This window comes from Kastovskya adunca (genome assembly GCF_059505785.1).
The window spans coordinates 28,626-55,075 of the sequence record NZ_JCACLG010000019.1; the positions used below are offsets into that span (position 1 = coordinate 28,626).

Annotated in this window: 23 protein-coding genes; 12 read left to right on the forward strand and 11 right to left on the reverse strand. The window is 48.4% G+C overall.

What is annotated here, in order from left to right:
• Positions 1–85: 85 nt before the first annotated feature.
• Together AC5JR3_RS06170 and cysS are read right to left on the reverse strand one after the other, a co-directional pair.
• Complete coding sequence (locus AC5JR3_RS06170) at positions 86–1,216, reverse strand: AI-2E family transporter (protein WP_495844054.1); 1,131 nt, start codon at positions 1,214–1,216, stop codon at positions 86–88.
• Between the two features lie 52 nt (positions 1,217–1,268).
• On the reverse strand, positions 1,269–2,732 hold the full coding sequence (gene cysS / locus AC5JR3_RS06175) for a cysteine--tRNA ligase (RefSeq protein WP_495844055.1): 1,464 nt from the start codon (positions 2,730–2,732) through the stop codon (positions 1,269–1,271).
• 142 nt (positions 2,733–2,874) lie between these two features.
• Between cysS and AC5JR3_RS06180 the strand changes: the two genes are divergently transcribed.
• The 4 genes from AC5JR3_RS06180 (at position 2,875) to AC5JR3_RS06195 (ending at position 5,543) form a co-directional block, all read left to right on the forward strand.
• Complete coding sequence (locus tag AC5JR3_RS06180; protein WP_495844057.1) at positions 2,875–3,963, forward strand: CobW family GTP-binding protein; 1,089 nt, start codon at positions 2,875–2,877, stop codon at positions 3,961–3,963.
• A gap of 99 nt (positions 3,964–4,062) precedes the next feature.
• Entirely contained in the window at positions 4,063–4,524 is a 462-nt protein-coding gene (gene dtd, locus AC5JR3_RS06185) for a D-aminoacyl-tRNA deacylase (protein ID WP_495844059.1), read from the forward strand.
• Positions 4,525–4,588: 64 nt separating this feature from the next.
• Positions 4,589–4,924: a photosystem II reaction center protein Psb28 gene (gene psb28 / locus AC5JR3_RS06190; protein ID WP_495844061.1), complete on the forward strand. Its 336-nt coding sequence runs from the start codon at positions 4,589–4,591 to the stop codon at positions 4,922–4,924.
• Positions 4,925–5,036: 112 nt separating this feature from the next.
• Positions 5,037–5,543 (forward strand): MogA/MoaB family molybdenum cofactor biosynthesis protein, encoded by a 507-nt coding sequence (locus AC5JR3_RS06195; protein WP_495844062.1) that lies wholly within the window; start codon positions 5,037–5,039, stop codon positions 5,541–5,543.
• Positions 5,544–5,608: 65 nt separating this feature from the next.
• Here AC5JR3_RS06195 and ctpB read toward each other — a convergent pair whose 3' ends face one another.
• Positions 5,609–6,925 (reverse strand): carboxyl-terminal processing protease CtpB, encoded by a 1,317-nt coding sequence (gene ctpB, locus AC5JR3_RS06200; protein ID WP_495844064.1) that lies wholly within the window; start codon positions 6,923–6,925, stop codon positions 5,609–5,611.
• A gap of 282 nt (positions 6,926–7,207) precedes the next feature.
• Here ctpB and AC5JR3_RS06205 point away from each other — a divergent pair, with 282 nt between their 5' ends.
• Complete coding sequence (locus tag AC5JR3_RS06205) at positions 7,208–7,891, forward strand: YdcF family protein (protein ID WP_495844065.1); 684 nt, start codon at positions 7,208–7,210, stop codon at positions 7,889–7,891.
• A gap of 106 nt (positions 7,892–7,997) precedes the next feature.
• Here the strand turns inward: AC5JR3_RS06205 and AC5JR3_RS06210 are convergent, their stop codons facing one another.
• Positions 7,998–8,876 (reverse strand): DUF1206 domain-containing protein, encoded by an 879-nt coding sequence (locus AC5JR3_RS06210; protein WP_495844067.1) that lies wholly within the window; start codon positions 8,874–8,876, stop codon positions 7,998–8,000.
• A gap of 35 nt (positions 8,877–8,911) precedes the next feature.
• Positions 8,912–11,332 (reverse strand): single-stranded-DNA-specific exonuclease RecJ, encoded by a 2,421-nt coding sequence (gene recJ / locus AC5JR3_RS06215; RefSeq protein ID WP_495844069.1) that lies wholly within the window; start codon positions 11,330–11,332, stop codon positions 8,912–8,914.
• 131 nt (positions 11,333–11,463) lie between these two features.
• On the opposite strand from recJ, the gene AC5JR3_RS06220 reads away from it, so the two are divergent.
• Positions 11,464–11,694 carry a hypothetical protein gene (locus tag AC5JR3_RS06220; RefSeq protein ID WP_495844071.1) on the forward strand — a complete coding sequence of 77 codons (231 nt, stop codon included), beginning with the start codon at positions 11,464–11,466 and terminating at the stop codon, positions 11,692–11,694.
• Between the two features lie 144 nt (positions 11,695–11,838).
• On the opposite strand, the gene AC5JR3_RS06225 is transcribed toward AC5JR3_RS06220, so the two are convergent.
• The 3 genes from AC5JR3_RS06225 to acnB form a co-directional block, all read right to left on the reverse strand.
• On the reverse strand, positions 11,839–12,291 hold the full coding sequence (locus AC5JR3_RS06225) for a PIN domain-containing protein (protein ID WP_495844073.1): 453 nt from the start codon (positions 12,289–12,291) through the stop codon (positions 11,839–11,841).
• Positions 12,288–12,761, reverse strand: a complete 474-nt coding sequence (locus AC5JR3_RS06230) for a hypothetical protein (RefSeq protein WP_495844075.1) — start codon at positions 12,759–12,761, stop codon at positions 12,288–12,290. The genes AC5JR3_RS06225 and AC5JR3_RS06230 overlap by 4 nt, the downstream gene beginning before the upstream one ends.
• A gap of 147 nt (positions 12,762–12,908) precedes the next feature.
• Positions 12,909–15,515 (reverse strand): bifunctional aconitate hydratase 2/2-methylisocitrate dehydratase, encoded by a 2,607-nt coding sequence (acnB, locus tag AC5JR3_RS06235; protein ID WP_495844077.1) that lies wholly within the window; start codon positions 15,513–15,515, stop codon positions 12,909–12,911.
• 200 nt (positions 15,516–15,715) lie between these two features.
• Here acnB and AC5JR3_RS06240 point away from each other — a divergent pair, with 200 nt between their 5' ends.
• On the forward strand, positions 15,716–15,859 hold the full coding sequence (locus AC5JR3_RS06240) for a hypothetical protein (protein WP_495844079.1): 144 nt from the start codon (positions 15,716–15,718) through the stop codon (positions 15,857–15,859).
• Between the two features lie 22 nt (positions 15,860–15,881).
• On the opposite strand, the gene AC5JR3_RS06245 is transcribed toward AC5JR3_RS06240, so the two are convergent.
• Entirely contained in the window at positions 15,882–16,082 is a 201-nt protein-coding gene (locus AC5JR3_RS06245; protein ID WP_495844080.1) for a hypothetical protein, read from the reverse strand.
• A 421-nt stretch (positions 16,083–16,503) separates the two neighbouring features.
• Between AC5JR3_RS06245 and AC5JR3_RS06250 the strand changes: the two genes are divergently transcribed.
• From AC5JR3_RS06250 to AC5JR3_RS06260, 3 genes are all read left to right on the forward strand, one after another.
• Positions 16,504–17,676, forward strand: a complete 1,173-nt coding sequence (locus AC5JR3_RS06250) for a GNAT family N-acetyltransferase (protein ID WP_495844082.1) — start codon at positions 16,504–16,506, stop codon at positions 17,674–17,676.
• A 78-nt stretch (positions 17,677–17,754) separates the two neighbouring features.
• Positions 17,755–20,175: a PAS domain-containing sensor histidine kinase gene (locus tag AC5JR3_RS06255; protein ID WP_495844084.1), complete on the forward strand. Its 2,421-nt coding sequence runs from the start codon at positions 17,755–17,757 to the stop codon at positions 20,173–20,175.
• A gap of 105 nt (positions 20,176–20,280) precedes the next feature.
• Positions 20,281–20,853 (forward strand): DUF3611 family protein, encoded by a 573-nt coding sequence (locus AC5JR3_RS06260; RefSeq protein ID WP_495844086.1) that lies wholly within the window; start codon positions 20,281–20,283, stop codon positions 20,851–20,853.
• A gap of 35 nt (positions 20,854–20,888) precedes the next feature.
• Here AC5JR3_RS06260 and AC5JR3_RS06265 read toward each other — a convergent pair whose 3' ends face one another.
• Positions 20,889–22,331 carry an MFS transporter gene (locus AC5JR3_RS06265; RefSeq protein ID WP_495844088.1) on the reverse strand — a complete coding sequence of 481 codons (1,443 nt, stop codon included), beginning with the start codon at positions 22,329–22,331 and terminating at the stop codon, positions 20,889–20,891.
• A gap of 153 nt (positions 22,332–22,484) precedes the next feature.
• On the opposite strand from AC5JR3_RS06265, the gene AC5JR3_RS06270 reads away from it, so the two are divergent.
• Entirely contained in the window at positions 22,485–23,024 is a 540-nt protein-coding gene (locus AC5JR3_RS06270; protein ID WP_495844090.1) for a phosphoribosyltransferase, read from the forward strand.
• Between the two features lie 13 nt (positions 23,025–23,037).
• Here AC5JR3_RS06270 and AC5JR3_RS06275 read toward each other — a convergent pair whose 3' ends face one another.
• A complete protein-coding gene (locus AC5JR3_RS06275) occupies positions 23,038–23,889 on the reverse strand; it encodes an Npun_R2479 family HD domain-containing metalloprotein (RefSeq protein ID WP_495844092.1) in 852 nt (283 codons plus the stop codon).
• 1,118 nt (positions 23,890–25,007) lie between these two features.
• Here AC5JR3_RS06275 and AC5JR3_RS06280 point away from each other — a divergent pair.
• The gene (locus tag AC5JR3_RS06280; RefSeq protein ID WP_495844094.1) at positions 25,008–26,039 is read left to right on the forward strand and encodes a leucine-rich repeat domain-containing protein; all 1,032 of its coding nucleotides are present in this window, start codon (positions 25,008–25,010) and stop codon (positions 26,037–26,039) included.
• Positions 26,040–26,450 lie beyond the last annotated feature (411 nt).

Genomic DNA, 26,450 nt, shown 5'->3' on the forward strand with positions numbered 1-26,450 from the left:
TACAGCGGCTTAGTAAACTTAGTCTTATTTCACTGAAGCGTTGTTTCCCTTTCGTCTTTCACACAAATCCTGACTGCGTAGAGAACTAGCGCTTCAGTGAAACCGTATCCGCAGCTTTCTCCTCAGATGGGGAAAGGGAAGCGATCGCATTTTGCTGCTGTTCTGCCTGTTGTTTGGGCTGTAAGTAGAGGTTTTCTAGTAAAACCGCTCCACCCGCCACCCAAGGCGGGACAATCAACGCGCCAACAATCCCCAAAACCTGCGTCCCTCCCAATACTGCCAGCAGTTGATACAACGGGTGAACCTTCACCGAAGGGCCAACTAGCAAGGGGTCAAGGACATAAGTCTCTAGATTTTGGATAATCGCAAACAGCAGCAGCACCCACCCGAAAGTCAACCCCTCGTGAGAGATCGCCACAATCAGCGCCGGAATCGCCCCCAAAATCGGCCCGACGAAGGGAATCAAATTGGTGAAGCCCGCAATCACTCCCAAGCCCAGGGCAAACTCCGATAGTCCCAAGATTCTCAAACCCAAGGTAATAGCTATACCCAAAATTCCAGAAACGAGAACCCGTCCCTGAATATAACTCCCCATGCGTTTGCTTACTGGTACCACCTGTGCTGCCAAATGCTGATTCCAGGGGTAGGGGAAGAGGCTAATCAAACCGCTAATTAAGTTCTTACTCCCTACCAACATATAGCCCGAAAGCAGCAACGCCAGAATTATGCTAAGAACCCCACCAACAATCCCTCTAGTAACGCTGTAGGAACGTATCGCTACCTGTTGGCTAGAACGAATTATCCAAGATGTCAGCGCTTGAGTATCAAACAGCTGACTGATGGGACTAACGGTTTCTGGGTCAGTCACTCCCAGACGAATTGCCAAGTTTTCTATCAAAATCCAGAGATTTTCCAGGTAAGTTGGCAGTCTCCGGATCAAGCGTTCAATCTGCTCAACAACCGTCGGACCAATTAAAATCCCGGCTCCCGTTATACCGCCAATCAACGCTAAATAAACAGTAACGACGGCTAGCCAACGAGGTAGCCGTAACCTTTCGGCTCCATTAACAATGGGAGCCAATGCCGCCGCTAGTACCACTGCAATCATCAACGTTACTAGCAGACTTCGTAACTGCCAGAGTAAGAGGGTGCTGCCAATTACCCCCACAATCAAGAGCAGGTTAGATAAAGAAATAACAAAGCGCTGCTTAGGCATGTTGTTCAAGTTAACCGCTTCCTCAATTATGAAGTTTTTCGACAATCCCAGTTTAGTTATGACGCCAGCGAGTAACACCACCCGGTTGGTCGATGAGGGTAATACCTTGGGACTGGAGTTGATCTCGGATGCGATCGCTCATCTCAAAATCCTTTCCCTTCCGCGCCTCAGTCCGTTGCTGAATCAGCGCTTCAATCTCTGTATCGCTCAATCCCGATCCGATTTCCTTCACCCCCTCTGGCTTGGCTTCCAACCCGAAAACTTGTGCTAGATCCACCAGGGTTTGCCAGAGCATTTGCAACTCTGGCGCTGGCATTTCAGGTTTTCCCTGATGGGTCAGCAGATTCCGCTCTCGGACTAGCTCCTTCGCCATTTCAAACAAAACTGCTAATCCCCCAGCAAAATTCAAATCTTCATCCACTGCTTCTTGAAAGCGTTTCACATAAGGATTAGGGCTTGTAGCCCCTTTTGAAGGGGAGGATGAATCTTGCCATCCCAACACAGAGGCGCACTGCTCCCCAAACAGTAACCCCTCTTTGAGGGTATTCCAGCCGTTAGTTGCTGCCTCAATCACCTGATCGGTAAAATCAATCGGCTTGCGATAATTTGCTTGCAGCACAAACAACCGCACTGCCATTGAGTCAGTTCCTTTGTCTAGCAAATCGCGAATTGTAATAAAATTGCCCAAAGTTTTAGACATCTTCTCTCCATCCACCGTTACCATGCCGCTGTGCATCCAGTAACGTGCCAAGGGCTTACCTGTAACGGCTTCCGACTGGGCGATTTCATTTTCGTGGTGGGGAAAAATCAAATCCGCCCCACCCGTATGAATGTCAATCGTTTCCCCTAAATCATCTCGAACCATTGCCGAGCATTCAATATGCCAGCCAGGACGCCCCGCACCCCAAGGAGACGAGAAGGCAGGTTCCCCTGGTTTCGCCCCTTTCCACAAAGCAAAATCAAAGGGGTCTCTTTTCTTAGAGCCACTGGGATCTTCGGCATCCACTCGCCCACTCGCCCCCGCTTGCAAGTCTTCTAACTTGCGTCCCGAAAGCTTGCCATACGGATCAAAGCGTCGCACCGCATAGTAAACATCCCCATCGGCTGGGTAAGCGTAATTTTTTTGTTCTAACTCGTAAATTAGTTGCTTGATGCCATCTAGGGTATGGGTTGCACGGGGATAGGCATCCGCTTCCATGACATGCAACCGCGCCATATCCTCAAAATATGCCTGAATGAAGCGATCGGAAATCACTTCCATCGAAACGCCTTCTTTTATCGCCCGATTGAGAATTTTGTCATCGATATCAGTAAAATTCTGCACGTAGCGCACATCGTATCCTCGCCATTGCAGGTAACGGCGAGCCGTATCCCAGATAATGCAAGTTCTGGCATGACCCAAGTGACAGTAGTCATACACTGTGATGCCGCAGCAATACATTTTGACTTTACCGGGTTCTAGTGGCTCAAACGGTTCCTTGCGACGAGTCAGCGTATTGTAAAGCGTTAGGGTCATGTCACAGCAGCGAATAAATCAGCAGCGGATGGATAAGCAATAATAGGGACAGGCAAAGGATGTGATTAAAACATCCCCCTGTCGATATTAATAGCATTTGTAGCTATCCTTTAATATTCTGACGTTCTCGCATCTTGTCATTATGCAATCAACACCTACTCAAGCCGCCTCCTCACAAGGCATAGACCTCCCTAAGCAAGGCTTACCCGTAACCATCATCACTGGTTTTCTTGGTAGTGGCAAAACCACACTACTCAACCACATATTGACCAATCAGCAGGGCATCAAAACCGCTGTGTTGGTTAATGAATTTGGTGAGATTGGCATTGACAATGAGCTGATTGTCACCACGGGTGAGGACATGGTGGAGCTAAACAACGGCTGTGTTTGCTGCACCATCAATAATGACTTGGTTGAAGCCGTTTACAAAGTCTTAGAACGCCAAGACAAAATTGATTATCTGGTTGTAGAAACAACAGGTTTAGCTGACCCCCTACCCGTTGCTCTCACCTTCCTGGGAACCGAATTGCGAGATATGACTCGCCTAGATTCGATTGTTACGGTGGTAGACTCAGAAAATTTTAGCCTCGACTTGTTTAACAGCGAAGCGGCTTACAGCCAGATTGCTTACGGCGACATTATCCTGCTCAATAAGATCGATCTGGTTGATGAAGCGGATGTCGATGCTCTGGAACTCAGAATTAGAGACATCAAAGCGGGATCGCGAATTCTCCGCACAACTAATGCTCAGGTTCCTCTACCTCTGATTCTCAGTGTCGGTCTGTTTGAGACGGACAAGCATTTTAGTTCCGACGCTCACGACCATGACCATCATGATCACGCTCATGACCATGACCACGACCACGACCATCATGACCACGAGCATCACGACCATCACTCCCATCACTTAGAAAATGACGGCTTTACCTCCCTATCCTTCCAAAGTGAAAAGCCGTTAGCGATTAGGAAGTTTCAGAATTTCCTAGATAACCAATTGCCCTCAAATGTGTTCCGTGCAAAAGGGATTCTCTGGTTTGATGAAAGCCCTAACCGCCACATTTTCCACCTCAGTGGCAAGCGTTTCACGATTGAGGACGATGAGTGGAAAGGAGAACCGAAAAATCAGATCGTGCTGATTGGTCAGGGTTTAGACCACGATACTTTGCGCGAACAACTGCAAAAGTGTGTCTGTTTCCCTTCCACCAATCGTGGGAAAGGGTTTGGGAAGTAGCTCGGTGGAGCGAAGGCTACAGTAAGTCAGTCTGATGGTGGGTTAGGCAAACTATAACCCACCCGACGAATCTAGCCTCTAGTTCCTAACTCCTAAACCATGCGCGTTATTATCCAGCGAGTAACAGCCTCAAAAGTTGAGGTAGCAGGTACTGTCGTCGGTCAAATTGGACGAGGGCTAAATTTGCTTGTCGGTATTGCTGAGACGGATACCCAGACAGAAGTTGACTGGATAGTGCGAAAGTGTCTGGACTTGCGGTTATTTCCTGCTCAGGACAAGGGAAACGACCGCGGGGAAAAGTCTGTCTTGGATATTGAGGGAGAGTTGCTGGTAATTAGCCAGTTTACCCTCTATGGCAATTGTCGCAAAGGTCGCCGTCCTTCCTTTGACCGTTCTGCGGCTCCTGAACGCGCCCAAAAACTGTATGACCAATTTGTGGCGCAGTTGCGGCAAAGTGGCTTGCGGGTGGAAACAGGTCAGTTTGGAGCGATGATGCAAGTTTCCATTGAGAATGATGGGCCGGTGACGCTGATTCTAGAGCGAGAGTCGGCGCTTAACTGAAACCCTATCTGATGAGAAGATGGTTTTATAACCAACTATCAAGATTAACTAAAAGGGATTCGTAATGGCACAAATTCAGTTTTCTAAAGGCATTAACGAAGACGTTATACCAGATATCCGTTTGACTCGTTCCAAAAATGGTAGTGGTGGCACGGCTACATTCACCTTTGAAAGCCCCAGTGCCTTCAATAGTGATACATCTGAAGATATTACTGGGATGTACATGATTGATGAGGAAGGGGAAATTGTCACCCGCGAGGTGAAGGGTGTTTTTGTGAATGGTCAGGCAAAAGATATCAAAGCGATTCACTTGATGACAACTCCTGCTGAATGGGAGCGCTTCCTACGTTTTATGGAGCGATATGCCAAGGAGCATGGTTTGGAATTTACTAAATCATAATTAGTCCTGATTCAGTAGGAATCGTTGAAGGTTGACAGGTTGAAAGTTCTAACATTCCAGCTTTTAACCTGTATAACTTCTAACCCTTGAAGGACAACTGGCAATAGTACCTATGATGCACCAGCCTCATCCTGATTCGACAGCGATCGCCATAAGTTGTGCAGTGATTACGGTAAGCGATACGCGATCGCCCCAAACAGACCGCAGTGGTCAATTGATTCAGCAGTTACTAGTTGAGGCGGGTCATCAGGTAGGAGTCTATGAGATTCTCAAAGATGAACCGAGGCAAATTCAGGCACAACTGACTACCCTAGGGGGACGAGCAGACTTAGATGCCTTGATTTTCAATGGCGGTACGGGTATTGCCCCTCGCGACACAACTTACGATGCTCTCGAACGCTTATTAGAAAAGACGTTGCCGGGATTTGGAGAGTTGTTTCGGTTCTTGAGCTACCAAGAAATCGGCACGAGGGCGATCGCCTCTCGTGCCGTTGCAGGAATCTATCAAAAAAAGCTGGTCTTCTCACTTCCTGGCTCTAGCAATGCTGTCCAACTCGCAATCAAAAAGCTCATCTTACCGGAACTGGTTCATTTGGTAACACAACTGCGAACTGGATAGTTTGCTAAAACGGGTACATTGCTACCCTCAAAATTAATCCACCTTAAACTCCCACGTTCGGCTGATTAGCGGATACTGATCGGTCTGACAGGCGCGATAACAGTTCGACCAGCAACATCAGTGGCTAACACCGAAACCGCTTGTTTGTAGTGCGGGTCATCATTCGTGGCAACCAACGTTGGCTGCAATGACAATCGCTGCACTTGTTCGCGGCTCAAGTCGAGCTTTACATCCGGTGTAATGCCTTTATGACTAATATCCGTGCCGTTGGGGGTGTAGTAGTGAGCAACCGTTACTGCTAAACCAGAACCGTCAGAAAGCGGATGAACAGACTGCACTAATGCCTTACCAAAGGTTTGAGAACCAATCACCTTGGCGCGGCGGTTGTCTTGCAGAGCACCGGAGAGAATTTCACTAGCGCTTGCCGAGTCCCCGTCCACTAAAACTGCCAAAGGTCGTTTAGTCAGGGCGGTGCGGTTTGCTGTGAATTCCTGCTTACCTCCCTTGCGGTCTGTGGTGCGAACAACAGTACCCGACTCTAGCCACATCCGGGCAATCTCAATACTGGAATGGAGCAAACCACCGGGATTGCCTCTTAAGTCGAGAACATAAGCATCTACCTTCTGATTATCCAAGGAGGAGATTGCCCGCTGCATTTGTTCTGCCGCGTGGGAGCTAAACTCCGTCAAGCGGATATAGCCCACCCGCAGTTGACCTTCTTGCTTCAGGGTGTAGTGAACGGAGGGTAGTTCGATGTTGGCACGGGTCAGAGAGACCTCAAAAGGACTACTAGCCGTCCGGGAAATCTTCAACTTAATCGGTAGTCCAGGTTCCCCCCGAATCAGACTGGAGGCTTCCTCGACGGTCATTCCTTTTGTCAGTTTGCCATCAATTTCCAGAATCTCATCTCCGGCTTTGATCCCCGCTGCAAACGCCGGAGAATCCGGTAGCGGTTCAACCACCGTTAGCGTTTGTGTTTTAGTATTCACTTCCATCCGAATCCCCACCCCGGAAAGCTCGCCCGCCGTTTGGCTCGTGAGCGCTTGATATTGTTCCGGATCAAGAAAGCGGGTATAGGGGTCGCCTAATCTTTCTAAAGCTTCGCGAACTGCCGTGTACGCTTGTGCCCTAGAGGTGTAGTTTTTGCTCAGTAAAGTTTGCCTCGTTGCTTGCCAATCAACTTGGTTAAAGGAGGGATCGACATATTCGCGATTAACCAGTTGCCAAACTTCATCGACAATATTTTTAGGGCTGTCTTGAAGGGCGGCAACGACTGAACGGCACCAGATTGGGCCAAACAAAGACAAAGCGGCTGTTGTGGCAAGCGCTCCAGTAAATACAGCGCCTCTGAGGAATTGGAAGTGTTTTGGGGATTGGTTCATGAAGAGTGGCTGATGGAGAGTGGCTGAAACGGGGGAGTTTAAATAACTACATAGCTATTTAGAGAAGCAGACAGTTGAAGGGATACCCGGCTCTGGAACTGGTGCACTTAGATTTACTTTGCTGCGATCGCACGGATAAAGCTGGCAACACCCTAGCTTCAAGATACTTAAAATGCCAAGACAAGTAACAGGAATTTTGTGCCAGTTTACTCAGTGTCCCGATTATCTAGACAATACTGCCAAAAGACAAGGTTGACTGAAGCGTAAGGTTAATTAATCGTTATGAAGCATCGTAGTCACAAAAATCAATCCCCACGAGTCAAACCTCGCCGACGTTTGCTCCTCGTGGGGCTATCGAGCTTCAGTGTCCTCCTTTGTGGTTGGTTGTTGATTAAGGCTTTGACCTTGTGGTCAGCCGCATCAGCCCCCGTAGATACTTTTTTTGTTTTGGGGGGGAGTATTCGTCGAGAAATCTACGTCGCGCAACTGGCAAAACAGCACCCTGATACGCGAGTTTTAATTTCTCAAGGCTCAAAAGACCCTTGCATTTTGCAGCTTTTTCAGCGGGAAAATGCACCAATCCCTCAGGTTTGGTTAGAAAAGTGTGCTAAATCTACCTTTGAGAACTTCTACTTTAATATCCCAATTTTGCATCAATGGGGCGTTCGTAAAGTTAAATTAATCACTTCCCCCACTCACATGCCACGCGCCCAGTGGCTAGCGAGGATTCTTTTGGGGGCACATGGGATCTGGGTAGAAACAGATCTTGTGGAGGAGCAAGGCATTCCCGGCAATCGCGAGAGTTGGTTAAAAACAGGGCTAGACGTGGCTCGTAGCGTGATCTGGGCAGGGCTAAGTCAGGTAATTCACCCCCGCTGCTCCGAGGTGATTCCGCTTTCTTCTGTAGATCTAGAAGCATGGCGCAGCTCAGGCTTTAAGTGCGAGCGTCAAGGAGGATTGGATTGATAGGGAGCGGGGGAGCGTGGGTGCAGGGGAGCGGGGGTGCAGGGGTGCAGGGGAGAGGAAGAGAACCAATAACCCCTTTCATCCTTCATACTTCACCCTTCATACTTCATCCTTTCTCCCCAACTACCTCAGCAATGCGGCGATACCTTGCCAGGACTAACTCGTAGCTACCGTAGGCAATTAGACCGAGGGCGACAATGCCTAGGAGGATTAGACCAAAGGGTTGTCTGGCGATCGCTTCTAGTGCGCCTTCTAATCCTTTGGCGGCTTCGGGATCGTACTGGAGGGCGGCTTGAATCAAAAAACTGCCAGTTACGCCGGAAATCGCACCCCGAGCTGTAAAACCAAGCCTGCCGAGGCGGATTGCCCAGACTTGCTCAATTTTGCTCATCTCAATCAGCTTGAAGAAATTTTGGAAGTCAGCTTTATAAACGCGGTAGAAGTACGATAGGCTAACGGCGATCGCAGAAACTCCCATCCCTATCACTAGCCAACGACCAAAAGGCTGGGCGAGCAATTTTGCTGTCCAGGCTATCGAGGATGCCTCATCCGTTTCACCATCATCCAAACCTGTAAGGATCTTAGTAGCAGCAATGGCTAAACCCACATGAGTTAGACCACTGACGGCAAATCCCAGGCGCGGGATGATGCGCTTGGGACTAAATTCCTGGTATTCGGGGTCTAAGATTGCTTGTACGAATCGCCAGATGGCATAGCCGACTAAACTGGCAGCAATAGCGATGAGTATAAACTCCCCAAAGGGCTGCATCATAATCGCTTTGAGTGCGCCCTTTATATTGGTGAATTGACCGCCAATTCCTAAGGAAACTTGAGCTGCCAGTAAACCAATGGTGACGTAGACTACTCCCCTAGCGGCATAGCCAGACCGTGCCAGTTTTTCAAGCAAGGGACTGGACACCACCTTTTTTGCGGCGATTTTTGCTTGTTTTTCGACTTGAGGGACGGTTAATCCGTTTTGCTCCATTGTTGACAGCTAATAACTAATCCTCACGTTAGCAGCTATTGATTCAATAGAGTTTGTGCTGCCATGCTTTGGATGGTGGACAGAGGAACTTGAGAGAAATACCGACGGCGGAATTGTTCTTCTTTGATGGCGGCGAGGAAGGTGAGGATAGTGTCATGAGTGACATCGGCAGTGCCACCAGAAGCCTGCCAACTGACTTGTATAGCCCAATCTTGGTGTTTTACCTGAAAACCGAGGTGAGAAAGTGCCTGAAGTCCGAGGTGAAGGCTGCGATCGCTTAAATCTAACTTCTCACTCAGTTGCGCTAAGGTGGCAGACTCCCCCGTGCGGCTGAGGTATTTAGCAATGCCGATCAGTTGTTCCCAAACGTCGCGGGGAGAAGGTGGTTCAGGAGGGGAATAGGCGATCGCTAAAGGACGTTCTGACTGCGTTGCCCGTCGAAACCAAACTTGCAACTCATCCCAACTACTAGGGCATTCTTTCAAAATGATGTAGTTAGAAGCCTGAACACTCAATAAATCCTCTTCCTCACGCCAGTCTAAAATCCACTCTTGCTGAGTGGAACGGTTAAACCCATTAGCGCCCAAGCGAGGTTGCACCGCCAAAAGACGCACTTCCGTCCGTTTTTTATAGTTGTTATAGTCCAGCTCTACAATGGCATCGCATCTCCCTTTTGGTAGCTCATCTTGGTAGTGTCCCCACCAGATACCAGCAAAAGCTTCAGGGCTAGAGTCGTCCCATATTTCAAATTCAGTTTTGATGTACTGAACTTTGCGCCCCTTTACATCTTGAGTATTGCGATTCCAAACATTACTAAACCAACAGTTCTCAATCAGCAACTTGGGGACAGGATTGCCCATACCGCAGGGTTCAAGGAGTTTTAATTCTCGGAATAATTCTTTGCTCAACTCTGCCACAGGAACGACCAAATCGGCGGTCATCGTTGGCTTACCCGTAATAACGCCTTGTTGCCGTAGTTGTTGATTGATCGCTTCTGTAAATAAAGGGATATTCTCTGCGGGTAAACTTAATCCGGCGGCGAAGGGATGTCCCCCAAAACGATGCAGCAGGTGCTCTTGGGACTTCACCAACTGGTAAAGGTCGATTTGATTGACAGAACGGGCAGAACCGCGTGCCAAGATCTCTCCGGCGTCGGTCATCGGTCGTTCAGAGTCAAAAGCATCCGCCGTGAAATTGTCGGCTGTGCTTAACAGGATGGTGGGGCGTCCGTATTCTTGGGCAATTTGTCCGGCGACTAAACCCAGGACACCCGGTTGCCATTGTTCGTCACAGAGGACGATGACGCTAGTCGTGGAAAGGTCGAGTTGAGCAAGTTTTTGTTGGACTTGCTGCATGACATCTTTTTGCAAAGACTTGCGGCGGGCGTTGGCGAGTTCGGTATCCCATGCCAACTCGTGACAGCGCTGTTCGTCGCGGCTGGTGAGGAGTTCTACGCAGAAGGAGGCGTCGCCCTGAATGCGGCTGACGGCGTTGATGCGGGGCCCAATTCCAAAGGAAATATCCGTCGGGCGATCGCCACTGCGTTGACACAGTTCTAGCAGACGCGTTACCCCCGGACGTCGTTGGGAAATTGGCAGGGATTCCAAATTCTTTTGCAACCGTCCAATCCCCAATTGCGCCAGATAGCGACAATCACCACTCAGTTGCACCAAGTCAGCAATTAACCCAATTGCCACCAGATCTAACAAATTCTCTAACGGCTGTTTGGGCACATCTGGCATCGCAGAGTAGAGGGCTTCTACCAGTTTGTAGGCAACAGCAACGCCAGAAAGATGAAAGAGTTGATGGTCTTCGGCGAAATAGCGGGGGTTAATAATGGCGACAACGGGGGGACGTTCTGGGGGCAAGGTATGGTGGTCGGTGATAATCACCCCCATGCCTAAACTCTCGGCATAGTCGATTTCACTAAGGTTAGTGCTGCCCGTGTCGCAGGTGACGATTAGGGTGACTCCCTGGCTGGCGAGGGCGTCAATGCCTCGGTTGTTGAGTCCGTGGGATTCTGTGAGGCGATTGGGAATGTAGTAAGTTAGGGCTGAGTGCTGAGTACTGAGTCCTGAGTTGGGGATTGCAGATGGCGATGTTGGACGCTGCGGGAGAAACTGTCCTAAGCCTTCCCAAAGTACCGCTGTTGAAGTGATGCCATCGGCGTCAAAGTCTCCCCAAACGGCAACTTTTTCCCGGCGATCGCGGGCTTGTTGTAAGCGTTCCACTGCCCAGTGCATTTCCTGCCCAAAGGCGAAGGGGCTGGCGGGTTTATACAATTTTGGGTCTAAAAAGCCTGCTAACTGTTCTGGGTCTTGAATGCCTCGTTGCCACAGCAATTGCGCCGCATAACGTCCGTCTGAGGTGGGAGAGTGGCGTTTGACAGCATCAATAAACCACTGCGGTAAGTGAGGCGGTGGCGAGACTTGCCATTGAAGTTGCGGCTCAGGCATTTTAGGGGGCAATTTAGAACAAAGGAACTACTACCCAGTATGTTTGTATTTTAGGACGAATGGATGTTAAAGCGCGATCGCGCTATCGTTACCCAACTAAAATAGTTACACAATTACCTGCCTACTGACTGATGAACACCACAGAAGCTCGCAACCAACTTAAGCAATATATTGAGCAGTTATCACCTGAGAGATTGCAGGTTGCTACTGATTTTCTAGCTTATCTGGTAGAACGAGAAAGTAATGAGGCAACTGAGGAATTATTAGCTATTTCAGGTTTTAAGGAAGCGTTTGATAAGGCGAAAAAAGATATTGCAGAAGGAAAGGTGACTCCGGTTGACCGACTCAAACGAAAATATTGATTTATATTAAGTTGTTGTCAGTCGTGAGGCACAGGAGTTTTTTGAAGGAACGTCAGCGTCTCTTCAGCGAAAGCTAGATTGATGCTTTGATAGGCTAAAAATGGAGCCTCTGCTAATTCTGGAAAGTTAAAACAAGCTCAAGTTTTACTGAATACACTGCCACTCACGAGCATCAATAACCTGAGACAAATGCCCTACATTCGTTGTGGCGATTATAACTTCATTCTCTTGATTTTCTTCTAATTTTGCTTGAGCTGCCAAGATCACATCTCCATCAAGGGCTTTGGGATCTGCGGTTGGTTGCCCTCTCATTCGTGCTTCAGCCCATAACTGAGCTGCTAAAAGCATCGTTTCTGTGGTAATAGGAAAATATGTAATTGCTGCTTTGAGTTGGTCTAGTCTTTTTACCCCTGCTACCTTATTCGCCCGCAGTAATTCCCGCCGCACTTCGTAATCAGCAATTTCTGGCAACACAACTTCATAGCCTTTCAACGGCAAAGAATCTAACCAAAGTTTGCACTCTTTACAGGTAGAGGAATTTTTAGGGTTAGTGACCATTCCTAATGGACCAGAGTCCAGCATAACAATTTTGCTCATGGAAACAATGGACGATTAGAAGGTCGATCTTCATCAAGTACTTGACGGAGATATTCCCAAGTTTCCGTTTGTTCTTGTTCATCTCCCTCCTCTAGCCATAACTTAGTGAGTTCGCTCAAAGCTTTATGTTGCTCTGCTAGGCGGGTAGTTTCTTCCGTTTCAGCAGACAAGTATTGCTTTGATGCTACTTCTTCAGTAAAACGAGATAAATCTATCCGCTGATACCTATCTCTTGAAGTTGCACTCCTTGGATATCTATTTGTTAGAGGTGTATACCTTTGCATAGTAATTTGTTGCATTTTTCTAATTATTCTTAGCAAATGCTCAGGTTTTAGTTGCAGATCGATTGGAATAATTATCTGTCCATTGGGATGCGTCCAAACTATACTATTTTCTCTTATAGATTTACGAAATCCTAAATTAGTAGCAATCGGTTCAAGCTCTTGCATTAGTTGAGCAGAAGTTAACATTTTTGTTATTACCTTTTAGTTGCCGACGTAAATGCTTCTAAAAATCTTAATTTCTACAATTCATAGGGTGCTATCCCAAGTTTAACCTCTAAATTTGGGATAGCAAGATAGCAATAGTAAGGGGAGCAACTGCCCACCCTAGCTTCATTATCGACTCGCTGCTGTCGGCATCCCCAGAATATCCTCAATTCTGGGCATTTCTTCCAACGGAATCACCCGTCCCTCATCCTCGAAACCTTCAATTTGATCGAAGTTCAAATACCGATACAAATCGCCTGCGAAAGGATTAAGTTTTTCCGCCACAATCTCCATGTATTCTTCAACCGTGGGAATTCTTCCTAATAGCGCACAAACCGCCGCCAATTCCGCAGAACCGAGATAAACCCGCGCATCTTTCCCCATGCGGTTGTTGAAGTTACGAGTAGAGGTAGAAAACACTGTTGCGCCATCTTCTACCCGTGCTTGGTTACCCATGCAGAGAGAACATCCTGGCATTTCCGTTCTGGCACTTGCCGCGTTAAAGATATCGTAAATACCTTCTGCCCGCAGTTGTTGCTCATCCATGCGAGTGGGAGGACAAATCCAAAGGCGCACCTTCACCTTACCCGCCCCTTCTAACACCTTGGCAGCAGCGCGGTAATGACCGATATTGGTCATGCAGGAACCGATGAACACCTCATCAATCTTGTCCCCAGCACACTCGGACATTAACTTAACGTTATCTGGGTCGTTCGGTGCAGCAACGATAGGTTCTTTGATTTCGTTGAGGTCGATTTCCAGGATATCGGCGTACTCTGCATTCGCATCCGCCGACATCAGCTGAGAATTTTTCAACCACTCCTCCATCTTGGCAACCCGACGCATCATAGTGCGCTCATCCTTGTAGCCTCGTGCAACCAGATTCGTTAGCAGGGCGACATTAGAACGGAGATACTCGGCAACGGTTTCCTCACTCAGCTTGATGGTGGAACCGGAACAGGAACGTTCAGCCGTCGCATCAGTGAGTTCAAAGGCTTGTTCTACTTTCAAATCCGGCAAGCCTTCCATTTCCATAATCCGCCCAGAGAAGAGATTTTTCTTATTCTGCTTCTCAACGGTTAGCTTGCCTTCTTGGATGGCGACGTAGGGGATGGCGTTGACGATATCCCGTAGAGTAACACCGGGTTGCAATTCCCCTGTGAAACGCACGAGAACGGATTCGGGCATATCTAAAGGCATCACACCTAAGGCGGCAGCAAAGGCAACTAACCCAGAACCCGCCGGGAAGGAAATTCCCAAGGGGAAGCGGGTGTGGGAGTCGCCCCCCGTACCGACGGTATCGGGTAGCAGCATCCGGTTTAGCCAGGAGTGGATAATGCCATCGCCAGGACGCAAAGCGACGCCGCCACGAGTCGCGAAGAAGTCGGGTAAGTCTTGATGCGTCTTAACATCAACGGGTTTGGGATAAGCGGCGGTATGGCAGAAGGATTGCAGAGTTAAGTCAGCGCTGAAGCCAAGACAGGCGAGTTCTTTGAGTTCGTCCCGCGTCATTGGCCCCGTGGTATCTTGAGAGCCAACGGTGGTCATGATCGGTTCGCAGGAGGTGCCAGGGCGCACGCCGGGGAGTCCGCAAGCTTTCCCTACCATTTTCTGCGCTAGGGTGAAGCCTTTGCCTGTGTCCGCCGGGGCGCTAGGACGGATGAAGAGGGGGCTAGGTTCTAATCCTAGGGCGGCACGGGTTTTATCGGTGAGGGAACGTCCAATTAGTAGGGGGATGCGTCCACCTGCACGAACTTCATCGGTAATGGTTTCAGGTTTGAGGGTGAAGGTGGAAATGACTTCTCCAGCTTCGTTTGTGATTTCGCCTTTATAAGGATGAATGGTGATTACATCCCCAGTTTCCATTTGGGTGACATCGCACTCGATGGGTAAGGCACCAGAGTCTTCAGCGGTATTAAAGAAGATAGGCGCGATCGCATTACCCAAAATATAACCCCCTGCCCGCTTATTAGGTACGAAGGGAATATCTTGCCCAATATGCCACAATACGGAGTTAATCGCTGACTTGCGAGAGGAACCCGTACCCACAACATCGCCGACATAAGCAACGGGATGCCCTTTTTCCTTGAGCTTGCTAATGGTTTCCAATCCCTCCGGCATCAGAGATTCCAGCATTGCCAGGGCGTGTAAGGGAATATCGGGGCGTGTGGTGGCGTGGGTGGCGGGAGACAAGTCATCTGTATTTGTCTCTCCCGGTACTTTGAACACCGTCACCGTTATGGTTTCTGGTAATGACGGACGGGCGGTAAACCACTCGGCGGCTGCCCAAGAGTCAATCACTAACTTGGCGTAGCTATTGGTTTTTGATAGCTCGTAGACATCGTTGAAGGCGTCATAAACCAACATGATTTTGCTCAACTGGGCGGCGGCTGCACCCGCTAACTCGCTGTCGCTATTGAGCAAATCTATTAACGATTGGACATTGTAGCCGCCGACCATTGTCCCCAAGAGTTCAATGGCTTCGATGGGTTTGAGTAAGGGGCAACTCACTTCACCTTTGGCAATGGTGGTGAGAAATGAGGCTTTTACATACGCCGCTTGATCGACTCCGGGAGGAACGCGATCGCGCAATAATGAGAGTAGGTACTCCTCTTCACCCGCCGCTGGCGCTTTTAGCAGTTGGCACAACTCGGAGGTTTGTTGAGTATCCAACGGTAAGGGTGGAATTCCCAACGCCGCCCGTTGTGCGACGTGTTGACGATAAGATTCAAGCATTACGAAAGTCTCCTCTTTCCTATCTGCATTCATTGTTCTCGTTTGCATAACAGCTTAGAAGGCAAGATAGCGCCACGCACCGTCCTTTGCTGCTAGCCGTGAACGCAATTATTGCAGGTCGTTTATTTATCACTATGCCAAATGTTACAGGATGTTACGCTACCAGATCCCCGTAATGCCCTGTCGGTGATTAGCACTCCTTGCTACTCGCCACGAATCCTGAACAACTCAGCACTTCGCACCTTTGCCTCTCAGCCGAGACAGGCGACCAAATAAAAAGCGATCGCTTTTTGCCAACTGTGAGAATCTGTTCTCTACCCTTGGCGGGCGATCGCTTAATCTAATTGTTGAACCATCAAACTAAATCTAAATGGCTTGCCGCGAAACCAGTTTTTCGATGTTTGCCTGGGTTTGCTGTAATAGCTGCTCTCTGCTATCGGCTGCCTTAGTAAGGGTCGGGACTAAGTTACGGGCTTGTAAAGCCATGTGAAGCTGTAACTGAGCCACATACTCACTGATATCTTCATGAAAAGATGGGTTTTGAGCTTGAGTAGAATGCAAATCCAAGGTGTTCTCCCGTTGTAACTCTAAGACTCTAAGCTATTCCTAACGTTATAGAAATTATCACGATGTGACCGCTCTCTTCTTATTCTGCAATGAAGTTTAAATATTTTTGGGGGCAAGCATTGAGAAGTGTAAATTTTTGATAAATAGCGCTACAAATCCGGTCTTCACCTAGACATAGAGTCAAAGAGCGTATATATACCAATACCGAGATTGGTAAATTCTCGGCACCACCACAAAGAAATATTGGTGGCAAAGATCAGACCTACGCTAGATTTATCCTGTGATATTTAGCTTGTTATTATCCCGGAAGCCGCCATTTTCTTCCTCCAGTACTAGACTCCAGAACAGGCAGGACTAAATTTTGCCATTTTTAGCGAGTCAATCCGTTCCGACTGCCGGGAAAATCTCATGCGCCTTGCCGATGACATCTCAGTTTAAGTTTTGCACTCCCTCCACATCCGAGCAATTGCAGCGTCTGGAAGAAATTACTCGCCAGTGCTTCAACGAATCGAGTAGCCATTGGTCGTCCTACTACCAGAACGTCGGACAAGAAAACTTTCGCTGCTTGCAGCGTGCAGGGGAAGTCGTGGGCAGCTTGGCAATTTACCCAATCGCTCAGTGGTTTGGCGGTCAATGCATACCGATGGCAGGACTAGCCTCCGTCGGCGTACCACCGGAACACCGAGGAACTGGGGTGGCGGTGGAAATGCTGACTCAAACATTGAGAGAACTGCATCAAAACGGTGTCCCTCTCTCCACCCTCTATGCCGCCACGCAACGTCCCTACCGGAAGGTAGGTTACGAACAAGCCGGAACGCGGTGTCTGTGGAAGTTGCCCCTTGACAGTATTTTGATGCGATCGCGAACGCTTCCTGTCCGTGCCGTTCCCCGTCAAGCCGAAGTATTTGCAGACCTTTACCAAAAAGCCGCCAGCCAGACAAACGGCAAGCTAGAGCGCAATGCAGCACTGTGGACGCGAGTGCTCCAGCCGCAAAGGGCAGAAGTTTATGCCTACACCATCGGCAGTGAAACCCAACTCGTCGGTTATGTCATCTTCAAGCAGCAGCAGACGAGTACGGGTTATGACCTCGTGGTTCAAGACTGCGTGGTGCTGACCCCGGCAGCGGAGCAGCAGTTGTGGACTTTCTTTGCTGACCACCGCTCTATTGCTCAGTCGGTGCTGTGGCGCGGGCCATCTGTTGACCCCTTACTCTTACAACTCCCCGAACAAACTAGCACGGTGCAGCATGTAGAACGCTGGCTGTTGCGGGTAGTGGATGTCCCCAAAGCCTTAGAAAAACGAGGTTATCCTGTGGGAGTAGACGCTGAATTACACCTAAATATTCAAGACGACGTACTGCCGGAAAACACCGGAAAATTTGTCTTAACCGTCTCCGGGGGAAGCGGTGAAGTCACCAGAGGCGGTCGCGGTGACTTGCAGCTCAACATCGGAGGACTCGCCCCCCTCTACACCGGGTTATTTACCCCGGAGCAACTCAAAACGGCTGGATTATTAGCATCTACAGACGCGGCTCTTGTCGCGGCGACTCAGCTATTTTCTGGATCAGAGCCGTGGATGAGCGAGCATTTTTAATTCCCTGCCAGAAATTGCTGTAAACGCGATCGCCTCCTAGCAAGCATTCCCAGATCTGTTTATCCAGGAAACTTAAGCATGAGTGAGACTAAGCTGCCACTATCACCCCTAGACATCGATTCACCAATCGTAAAACCAGTGGAAGTAGAATCTCGCGATCGCTTCATTGATTTAATTCAAGGACTTGACGCCATCATCTGGGAGATGGACGCCACCACCGGAAAATTTACCTTCGTGTCTCGTCGTGCTGAAGATCTTCTCGGTTATCCGATCCGCCAATGGCTAGAGGAGCCGGACTTCTGGCAAAACCGCTTGTTGCATCCAGAAGACCGGGATTGGTGTATCACCCTCTCTACCACGGCAACCCAAGCGTCCCAAGATTACGAGCTTGAGTATCGCGCTCTAGCTACTGATGGTCGCATCATCTGGCTCAAAGACCGGGTGCGAGTGGTGGCAGATGAAAACGGTCGTGCGGCGCGGCGGCGCGGCGTGCTAGTAGATATTACCCAAGAAAAGGCAGCGGTAGAACAAAAACAGCAACTGTCTCAGGAACAAGCCACACGCCTCAAGTGGGAAGCCGTGCAGGACGCACTCCGCAAGAATGAAGAGCGCTACTGCTCCCTTCTCAAAGCAACTACCCAAATCGTCTGGAATACCAATGCAGAAGGCAAAATCGTCTCCCCCCAACCCGGATGGAGCGCCTTTACTGGGCAAACCTTTGAGGAATATCAAGACTGGGGATGGCTCAATTGTGTTCACCCGGACGATCGAGACAACACAGCCCAAGCATGGCTAAATGCCGTAGAGAACAAAACACATTACGAAGTCGAGTATCGGCTGCGGCGTCATGACGGAGAATACCGCTACATGAGCGTTCGCGGTGTGTCAGTGCTAGCAGCCGACGGTAGCATTCGGGAGTGGGTGGGCATCCACACCGATATCACTGATCCCAAGCAGGCAAAGGAAGCTTTGCGACAGGAGCAGGAATTTACCAAGGTCTTGGTGGAAAACTTCTCGGAAGCTGTAGTCGCCTGTAATGCCAATGGAAAGCTAACACTTTTCAATCGAGTCGCTCGTGAATGGCATGGGTTAGATCCTCTGACTGTACCACCGGAGCAGTGGACAAGCCTCTATGACCTTTACGAGGAAGACGGAGTCACCCCACTAGCAACCGAAAACATTCCCCTCGTGCGTGCCTTCCAAGGCGAGTCTGTACGTAATGCGGAAATGGCGATTGTGGCAAAAGGTCAACCGCCCCGCTATATTCTCGCCAATGGCGACCCCCTGTTTGACGACAAAGGACGCAAAATTGGTGCAGTGGCTTTGATGCACGACATCACCGAGCGCAAGCGAGTGCAGGAGGCACTAGCGAAGGCATTAGGGGAAGCTGAAACCGCCCGTGCGGAATTGCAACGCGTGTTTTTGCAGGCACCTGCTGCCATTCAAACCTCTCGCGGCCCCAATCATGTTATAGAAACATCTAATCCCCTGTATGGGCAGCTAGTAAACAACCGGGAGATCAAGGGGAAAACGGCTCGTGAGGCATTTCCGGACTTAGAAGGACAAGGCTTCTTTGAACTGCTTGATCGGGTGTATGCCACGGGCAAGGCGTATGTGGGGAAGGAGATGCGAGCCGTCTTTGACCGCAACGGTGATGGTGAGTTGGAAGAAAGCTTTTGGAATTTTGTTTATCAACCGTTGTTTGATAGTGAAAACCAGGTGTATGGCTTAATGACTCATGCCGTAGAGGTGACAGCACAAGTCAGGGCGCGGCAGGAGGTTGAGAAAAAAGCAGAAGCCTTGACTCAACTGACTCAGGCATTAGAGCGCAGCAATCAAGAACTTGAGCAGTTTGCTTATATTGCTTCCCACGATTTGAAAGCCCCCTTACGAGCGATCGCTAATCTTTCTGAGTGGCTAGAAGAAGACTTAGGAGACACCCTCAATGAAGATTCCCGCCAGCATTTGAACTTGATGCGCGGGCGGGTTCACCGTATGGAATCCTTAATTGACGGAATTCTCCAGTATTCCCGCGCCGGTCGCCTTTGTCATCAGACTCAAACCGTTGATGTTGATGCCCTGCTAGCTGACGTTGTTGAACTCCTAGATCCCTCACCGGAAGTCGCGATCGTTATTCAGCCTGGAATGCCGACATTTCACACTGAAAAAATCCCCCTAGAACAAATCTTTATGAACTTGATTAGCAATGCGATCAAGTACTCCTATCGCCCCGATGTCCGGATCGAGATCGGCTCTCAAGAGGTCGGCAGCTACTACCAGTTCTCCGTTGCCGATAACGGACAAGGAATTGCACCAGAGTATCACCAGAAAATTTGGATCATCTTCCAGAGATTAGAGGCTCGCGACAAAGTGGAAGGTACTGGTATTGGGCTTTCTGTTGTGAAGAAAATTATTGAGAGCCGAGGGGGACGCGTCTGGGTAGAGTCGGAAGTAGGGGCGGGGGCAACTTTTTATTTTACTTGGCCAAAATCTACCTAATGATAAGTGACAAACGATCCCCAATTCAGGAACGATTGAGGGAAGTATTACCCCCTGCCATGCACGGCTGTTGACCAGTTTCCGTGACGCCCTATCGAAATCGCTATGGAAACCAAGCCAGATTCTAATTCTCCAGTTGCCCCGCTGCTCGAAGACATTGCGGAAAAGCTGCGTCTAACGGGCTGGATTGCCTTTTGGGTACAGTTGGGGCTGGCTGTGGCATCAGGCTTGTCTTTGTTATATGCCCAGATAGGTATCGGATTTGCCGCAGAAGAAAGCCCAGGCCTTGGTATTGGTATATTTTGGGCCGTTTGCGGTATTCTTGCCCTGGCATTTGCGGTTTATTTGGCTTTCCGTTACACGCGCATTGCCAGATTGCTTCGTAGTCCCCTATCACAGGTGCGTCCTTCAAAAGCCGAGACTACGAAACTGGTGCGATTGGGATTAATTGTTGGCTTAGTGGGAATCTTCTTAAACCTACTGGGTGCTAGCTTTACTCTGAGTGTACTAGTGGCAAAAACAGTCTCCCAACCTCCAGGGGTTGCCATCACTGACCCTTACAAAATCGTTCGTACCCTTGACGTGTTTGTTGCTGTGGCAAATGTCAATGGTATTGGCGCTCACTTCTTTGGGACTATTGCTTCCCTGTGGTTGTTTGACCGCGTGAAACATCACTAATTGTCAGTGATTGTAAAAGTGCGGATCGCTAGTCCCTAATGATTCTGCGTTGCCCGACGCTCTTGGAGTTTTAGCAAAATTTCTGCATGGACTTCACGAGTGATGGGGTAGAAGTAGGCGAGAATTATGCCCACAATCAAGGCGATCGTTGGTAACGGGCCAATGGCGATGCGAATTGCCCACAGTACCGCCTCTGGTTGAGCAGGGGTTAGGTTCTCGGCAGTTGGGGCGATGTATCCTGCCCAATCCAAGCTTTTTAAAACTAGAGCGATCGCTACGGCTAAACAAACTTTTTGCAGTAGCACCATAAAGCTATAAAAAATCCCCTCGCGCCGTTGCCCTGTTTGCAGTTCATCCAGTTCAATCACATCAGGTAACATCGACCAGGGAATGAGGTAAGCAGTAGAGACGCCAAATCCTGCCATGACGGAAAGGATGTACAGCAAAACGATTTGACCGGGTTGTAAGAAAAGCAGTCCAGCTTGAGCGATAATCCACAAGCCCATACCCATAAAGTACACCGCTCTTTTACCCACTCGCTTGCTAACGGCACTCCAGACAAACAGCATCAATAAGGCAGTCCCCTGAACCGCCAGGATGACTTGGGCGACGGTTGAATCGGGTTCGCCCATCCAGCGGATGACAAAGTAAGGAATAATGGCGGCGGTGACTTGGACACCTAACCAGGAACACAGATAAATGCCAATGACGTAGAGAAAAGGGCGGTTACTAAAAGCAATCCGCACCTGCTCTAATATTGGCAGGGTAACGGGTTGCGTCTCAGCCGGGATTCTTGCCTCTGATTCCATAACGCGATCGCGTATTCCCCAAACACACCAATACAACGTCAATACGGAAACTACACCGCAGCCGATACCGATCATTAAATACTGGAACTGTCGGTCGGTGGGAAACAGAGCAGCGATGATCGCGACAAAAATAACAGACAGGATACTACCGCCAATAGAGAAGGTGAAGCGAAAGCTATTGAGGGTGGTGCGTTCGTTGTAATCCTGGGTCAGTTCTGGGGTGAGAGCCGTATAGGGTAAATTAACGGCGGTATAGAAAGTATTGAATAAAACGGAAACTAGCAGGTAGTACCAAAACAATCCCCACTGACTGAAGTCGGGGACAATCCATTGCAAAACGAAGGTAATCCCAAAGGGAATTGCCCCATAGAGCATCCAAGGGAGACGACGCCCCCAGCGTTTGGAACTGGTGCGATCGCTTAACACTCCCACCATCGGATCGTTTACGGCATCCCAAATCTTGCTGAGGAGTAACAAGCTAGCGGCTAACCCTGCCCCTAAGCTAGCAATATCCGTCAGAAAAATCGGGAGATAAAACGCCAGAATATTCGCCGTAATTGCCGCACCCATATCCCCTGCACCATAGGCAAGTTTGGTTCTAAAACGTAGCTTTTCTGACTTGGGTGTTGGCAAGGAATCCGACGGTTCAGATGAGGAAATATTACTCATAACAGCTTTGACTTTCGCAAAGGGGTCTCAAAAAAATGCACAAACGTAAAACAATCTCCTTTGTTGTTCGATTGCCATCAGAGGAGTTTAGTTGATCGTTGTACTATTTATTTAGATTTACTTCATCTATTGATGCCTTTCTAGACGCTTCTTATGCCCGATCTTTACATTTCTTGGTCAGAATACAATCACAAAATCGAGCAGTTAGCAGTCAAAATCTATCAAGCCAACTGGGATTTTAACCAAATTGTCTGCATTGCCAAGGGGGGGCTACGGGTTGGCGATATTCTCTGTCGCATTTTCCGCCAACCCCTAGCGATTCTTTCCACATCTTCCTATGGTGGGCCCGAAAATCGCGATCGCGGCACGATTATCTTTTCCCGCCACCTGAGCATGACCACGGAAAAATTAGGGGCGCGGGTGCTACTCCTTGATGATTTAGTAGATTCTGGGATTAGCCTTGAGGAATCCATCCGCTGGCTAGAGCGTCACCACGGGGCGAACATCGCAGAAATTCGTACTGGCGTCATTTGGTACAAAGACTGCTCTGCGATCGCCCCTGACTACTACGTAGACTACCTCGCCGATAATCCTTGGATTCACCAACCCTTTGAGCGTTACGAGCAAATGAGTCCAGCGGAACTCGCCGCCTCACTGCTTTCAACTACCGTCACAAATCACGACCAGGTATAAATGAGGCTAACTATCACGCCACATTCACCATTAACTGTTCATGTTCCACGACAAAGACGTTGGCGTAGAGATTAGCGACAATCTGTTGACCCTGTTGAGTCAGTTGTAAGTAGTTGAGGGCGTCCGTGATATAGGGAAAAACACCGTTCCAGTAAAACTTAGCGTAATTTTGCCGCAAGTCTCCGGGATGGCGGTAATTCAAGGCGCGGTTCACACCAGTTTCTTCAAACTCATAGAACAACGCACTAATCTTTTTCAGGTAACGTGGATCGCTAAGTTGACCAATTAAATCTGCGGCTCTTACTAAACCTGGGGAATTTACTTTGTCTTGATGATCTTCGTCAGCCGGAACGGGGAAACGGGTGAGTTCAATGTTGTGCTTAATCACCTCCGCATCAATTAAGTTGTGACCCCCAAAGCGCTCCTCAATAAAAAGTTTGCCTCGGTCTACATGGTAGGGGGTGAGGCTAGCATCGGACGCGCCTTCTTCTAGCTTCGCCATCTTGCCATCAACTCCCGTTGCATACAACCGCATCGCAATTTTGTCTTGCCGACAAACGCCCTTGACGTAGCCGATATCATGGCACAACAGCGAGATAATGTTGTGCATCCAGTCTTCGCAGGAGATTCCACCCTCTTTGATGTGCTTACCGCGCAGAATTTCCTGCCCTACCAAGGTCACTAAGATCGTGTGTTCGACGTTGTGATATAGGGCATCGCTGTTGGCGATATTTTCTAAAGCCATACTCCCCGCCCAGGCAAGGATGTCTGCATAGTTTGACTTCCAGCCACCATACGTCCGGTGGTAGCCGTCTCTGAGTTGGAGAACAAAATAGTCAATTAGTAGTTGTGTGGCGTCAAACATGGGATGTTTTTAAACCTCTTATGTTTTTTGTTAAGAGTGGGGAGAACGTTAACAAGGAATTGGGGATTAGCCACGAACCATGAACGACTGACAAATCCGGACTTTGGTCTGGGGATTTTGATCTATCGCCAATTTAACTTAACCTACTTCTACCCGCATCGTTGTGATGGCAACCCCATCGGCATTTTCAAGGGCTGACTTATCTATATAAATAAATAAGTGTTTTGTAATTGCCGCCCTTCAGGGGTTAGGGTGACTTGACGTTACTGAAAAGCTCAAGGCGATATTTCTACTTTAGTTAAAATCGTTAATAAATACTTTTATTGCAGATTGTTACACTACCATGATAAGCTTTCCTTGACCCTCTGTGTCTCTGCAAAGTTTGGCGGTAAATTGGTCTAGGAAATGTCGCACTTTTACAATCTCTGCGGTAGCTTAAAAGAGTTGGGATTGACCACCCTCAGGGCAGTTCAGGCTTTTTCGTAGTCAACGACATTCAGATCTAGCCGTACAAAGAGTTAGGCTGAACTTAAATTTAAGGTGAGTGTGATCGCCTCAGATAAATCAAGCACCTTTTGATTTTGTCAGCCATAGAGCCAACAGAAATGTTTTGGAGCCAGCAAAGCCAGTGAGTTCCTCTGCTTGGTGTGCAGCCTCTCACTGTACTGGGCTTATTTGATTGGTTTGCCTATCAAGCATACTGGCGAGTGCTTTTCGACTGTTACATTCACATTTCTCACTTACATAACAAGCAAGTCACTTTAAGTGTGTCAAAACTACTGCAACTCTCGGATTGCAGATAGTGTTCCTTGGTGGCTAACGCCTCGCAATGCTTTCGCTTGCACCCTTGCAAAGTTCCCAACTGCTGATTCTACCTTTTGCATTTTCAGTGCTTCCTGTTAGCCTTATCTCAGAGCAGAATTTTGGAGAGAGTAGATAGGTGTATGAAGGTCAAAAAGCATCTGAGACTAAACAAAAACCTGGCTATTACACTATCAGGCGTTCTACCTCTGGGCGCTCTAGCGATTGTCCTGTTCGCTTCATGTGCTGTCTCCCTTCAGGAGACTACTACTCCTAGAACCTTTGCTGATTGGTGTTTGAATAAAAACAAAGAGAGTGTGGAGACACAACACACTGTTGATGTTCTGTTACAAGAGGCCCAAACTCAAGATTGTCATCAGGCTGACAAGCTTCTTTCAACTCGCACCCAGCTTGACCTCAACAACAATCAAATATCCGACCTCAGACCCTTGTCAGCACTCACCAATCTGACTAATCTCAACCTCGCTGACAATCAAATAACCGACATCAAACCCTTATCAACACTCACCAATCTGACTAATATCTCCCTCTCTACCAATCAAATAGCCGACATCAAACCCTTATCAACACTCACCAACCTGACTAATCTCTCCCTCTCTACCAATCAAATAGCCGACATCAAACCCTTATCAACACTCATCAAGCTGACTCAACTCGACCTCTCTGTCAATCGAATAGCCGACCTCAGACCCTTATCAACACTCACCAATCTGACTCACCTCTTCCTCAACGAAAATTCCATAACCGACCTCAAACCCTTATCAACACTCACCAATCTGACTTACCTCTCCCTCAAAGACAATCAAATAACTGATCTCAAACCCTTATCAACACTCACCAAGTTGACTTCCCTCTACCTCGATAACAATTCCATAGCCGACCTCAAACCCTTATCAACACTCATCAACCTGACTTACCTCTCCCTCGACGACAATTCCATAGCCGACATCAAACCCTTATCAACACTCACCAAGCTGACTTACTTCTACCTCCATAACAACCAAATAACCGACATCAAACCCTTATCAACACTCACCAAGCTGACTTTCCTCTCCCTCGGTAACAATTCCATAACCGACATCAAACCCTTATCAACACTCACCAACCTGACTGACCTCTCCCTCAGTGACAATTCCATAACCGACATCAAACCCTTATCAACACTCATCAACCTGACTTTCCTCAACCTCCATAACAACCAAATAACTGACATCAAACCCTTATCAACACTCACCAACCTGACTTCCCTCAACCTCGATAACAATCAAACGCTCACCGATAAAACTTGCCCTGTCAAACCTGAATCTATCTGTGCCTTTTCAAGGTGACTGAAACTCAGGTTCTAGCAACTCGCGATCGCTCACTTGTCTGACTCCAAAGGTGATTGCTTAGTACCCAAAACCTGGCGGGTTTCGTGAGCGGTTTAGCCCCATTTGCGCTGGGTTTGGTTGCTCAACAGTATAGATTGCAACCTACCATGTGGATGTTAAGTGTTTTAAATTTAATTCCACCTGGCTACTTAGAAGCCTCACGTCCGTCAGGGTCAAGGGGAAGAGTAAAAAATTAGCTATTCATTTCGTTGCCCGCATCGCCACTGAGCCAGAATTAAAATAATGTATTACCAATCAAATTAGATATTTAAGTATTTATTTAGGTTTTGACTAACAAAAGATTTTACAATTTAACTAATCAATAGAAAGTATTAAATGGTTGCTTTATCAATTATTGTCATATGTTTA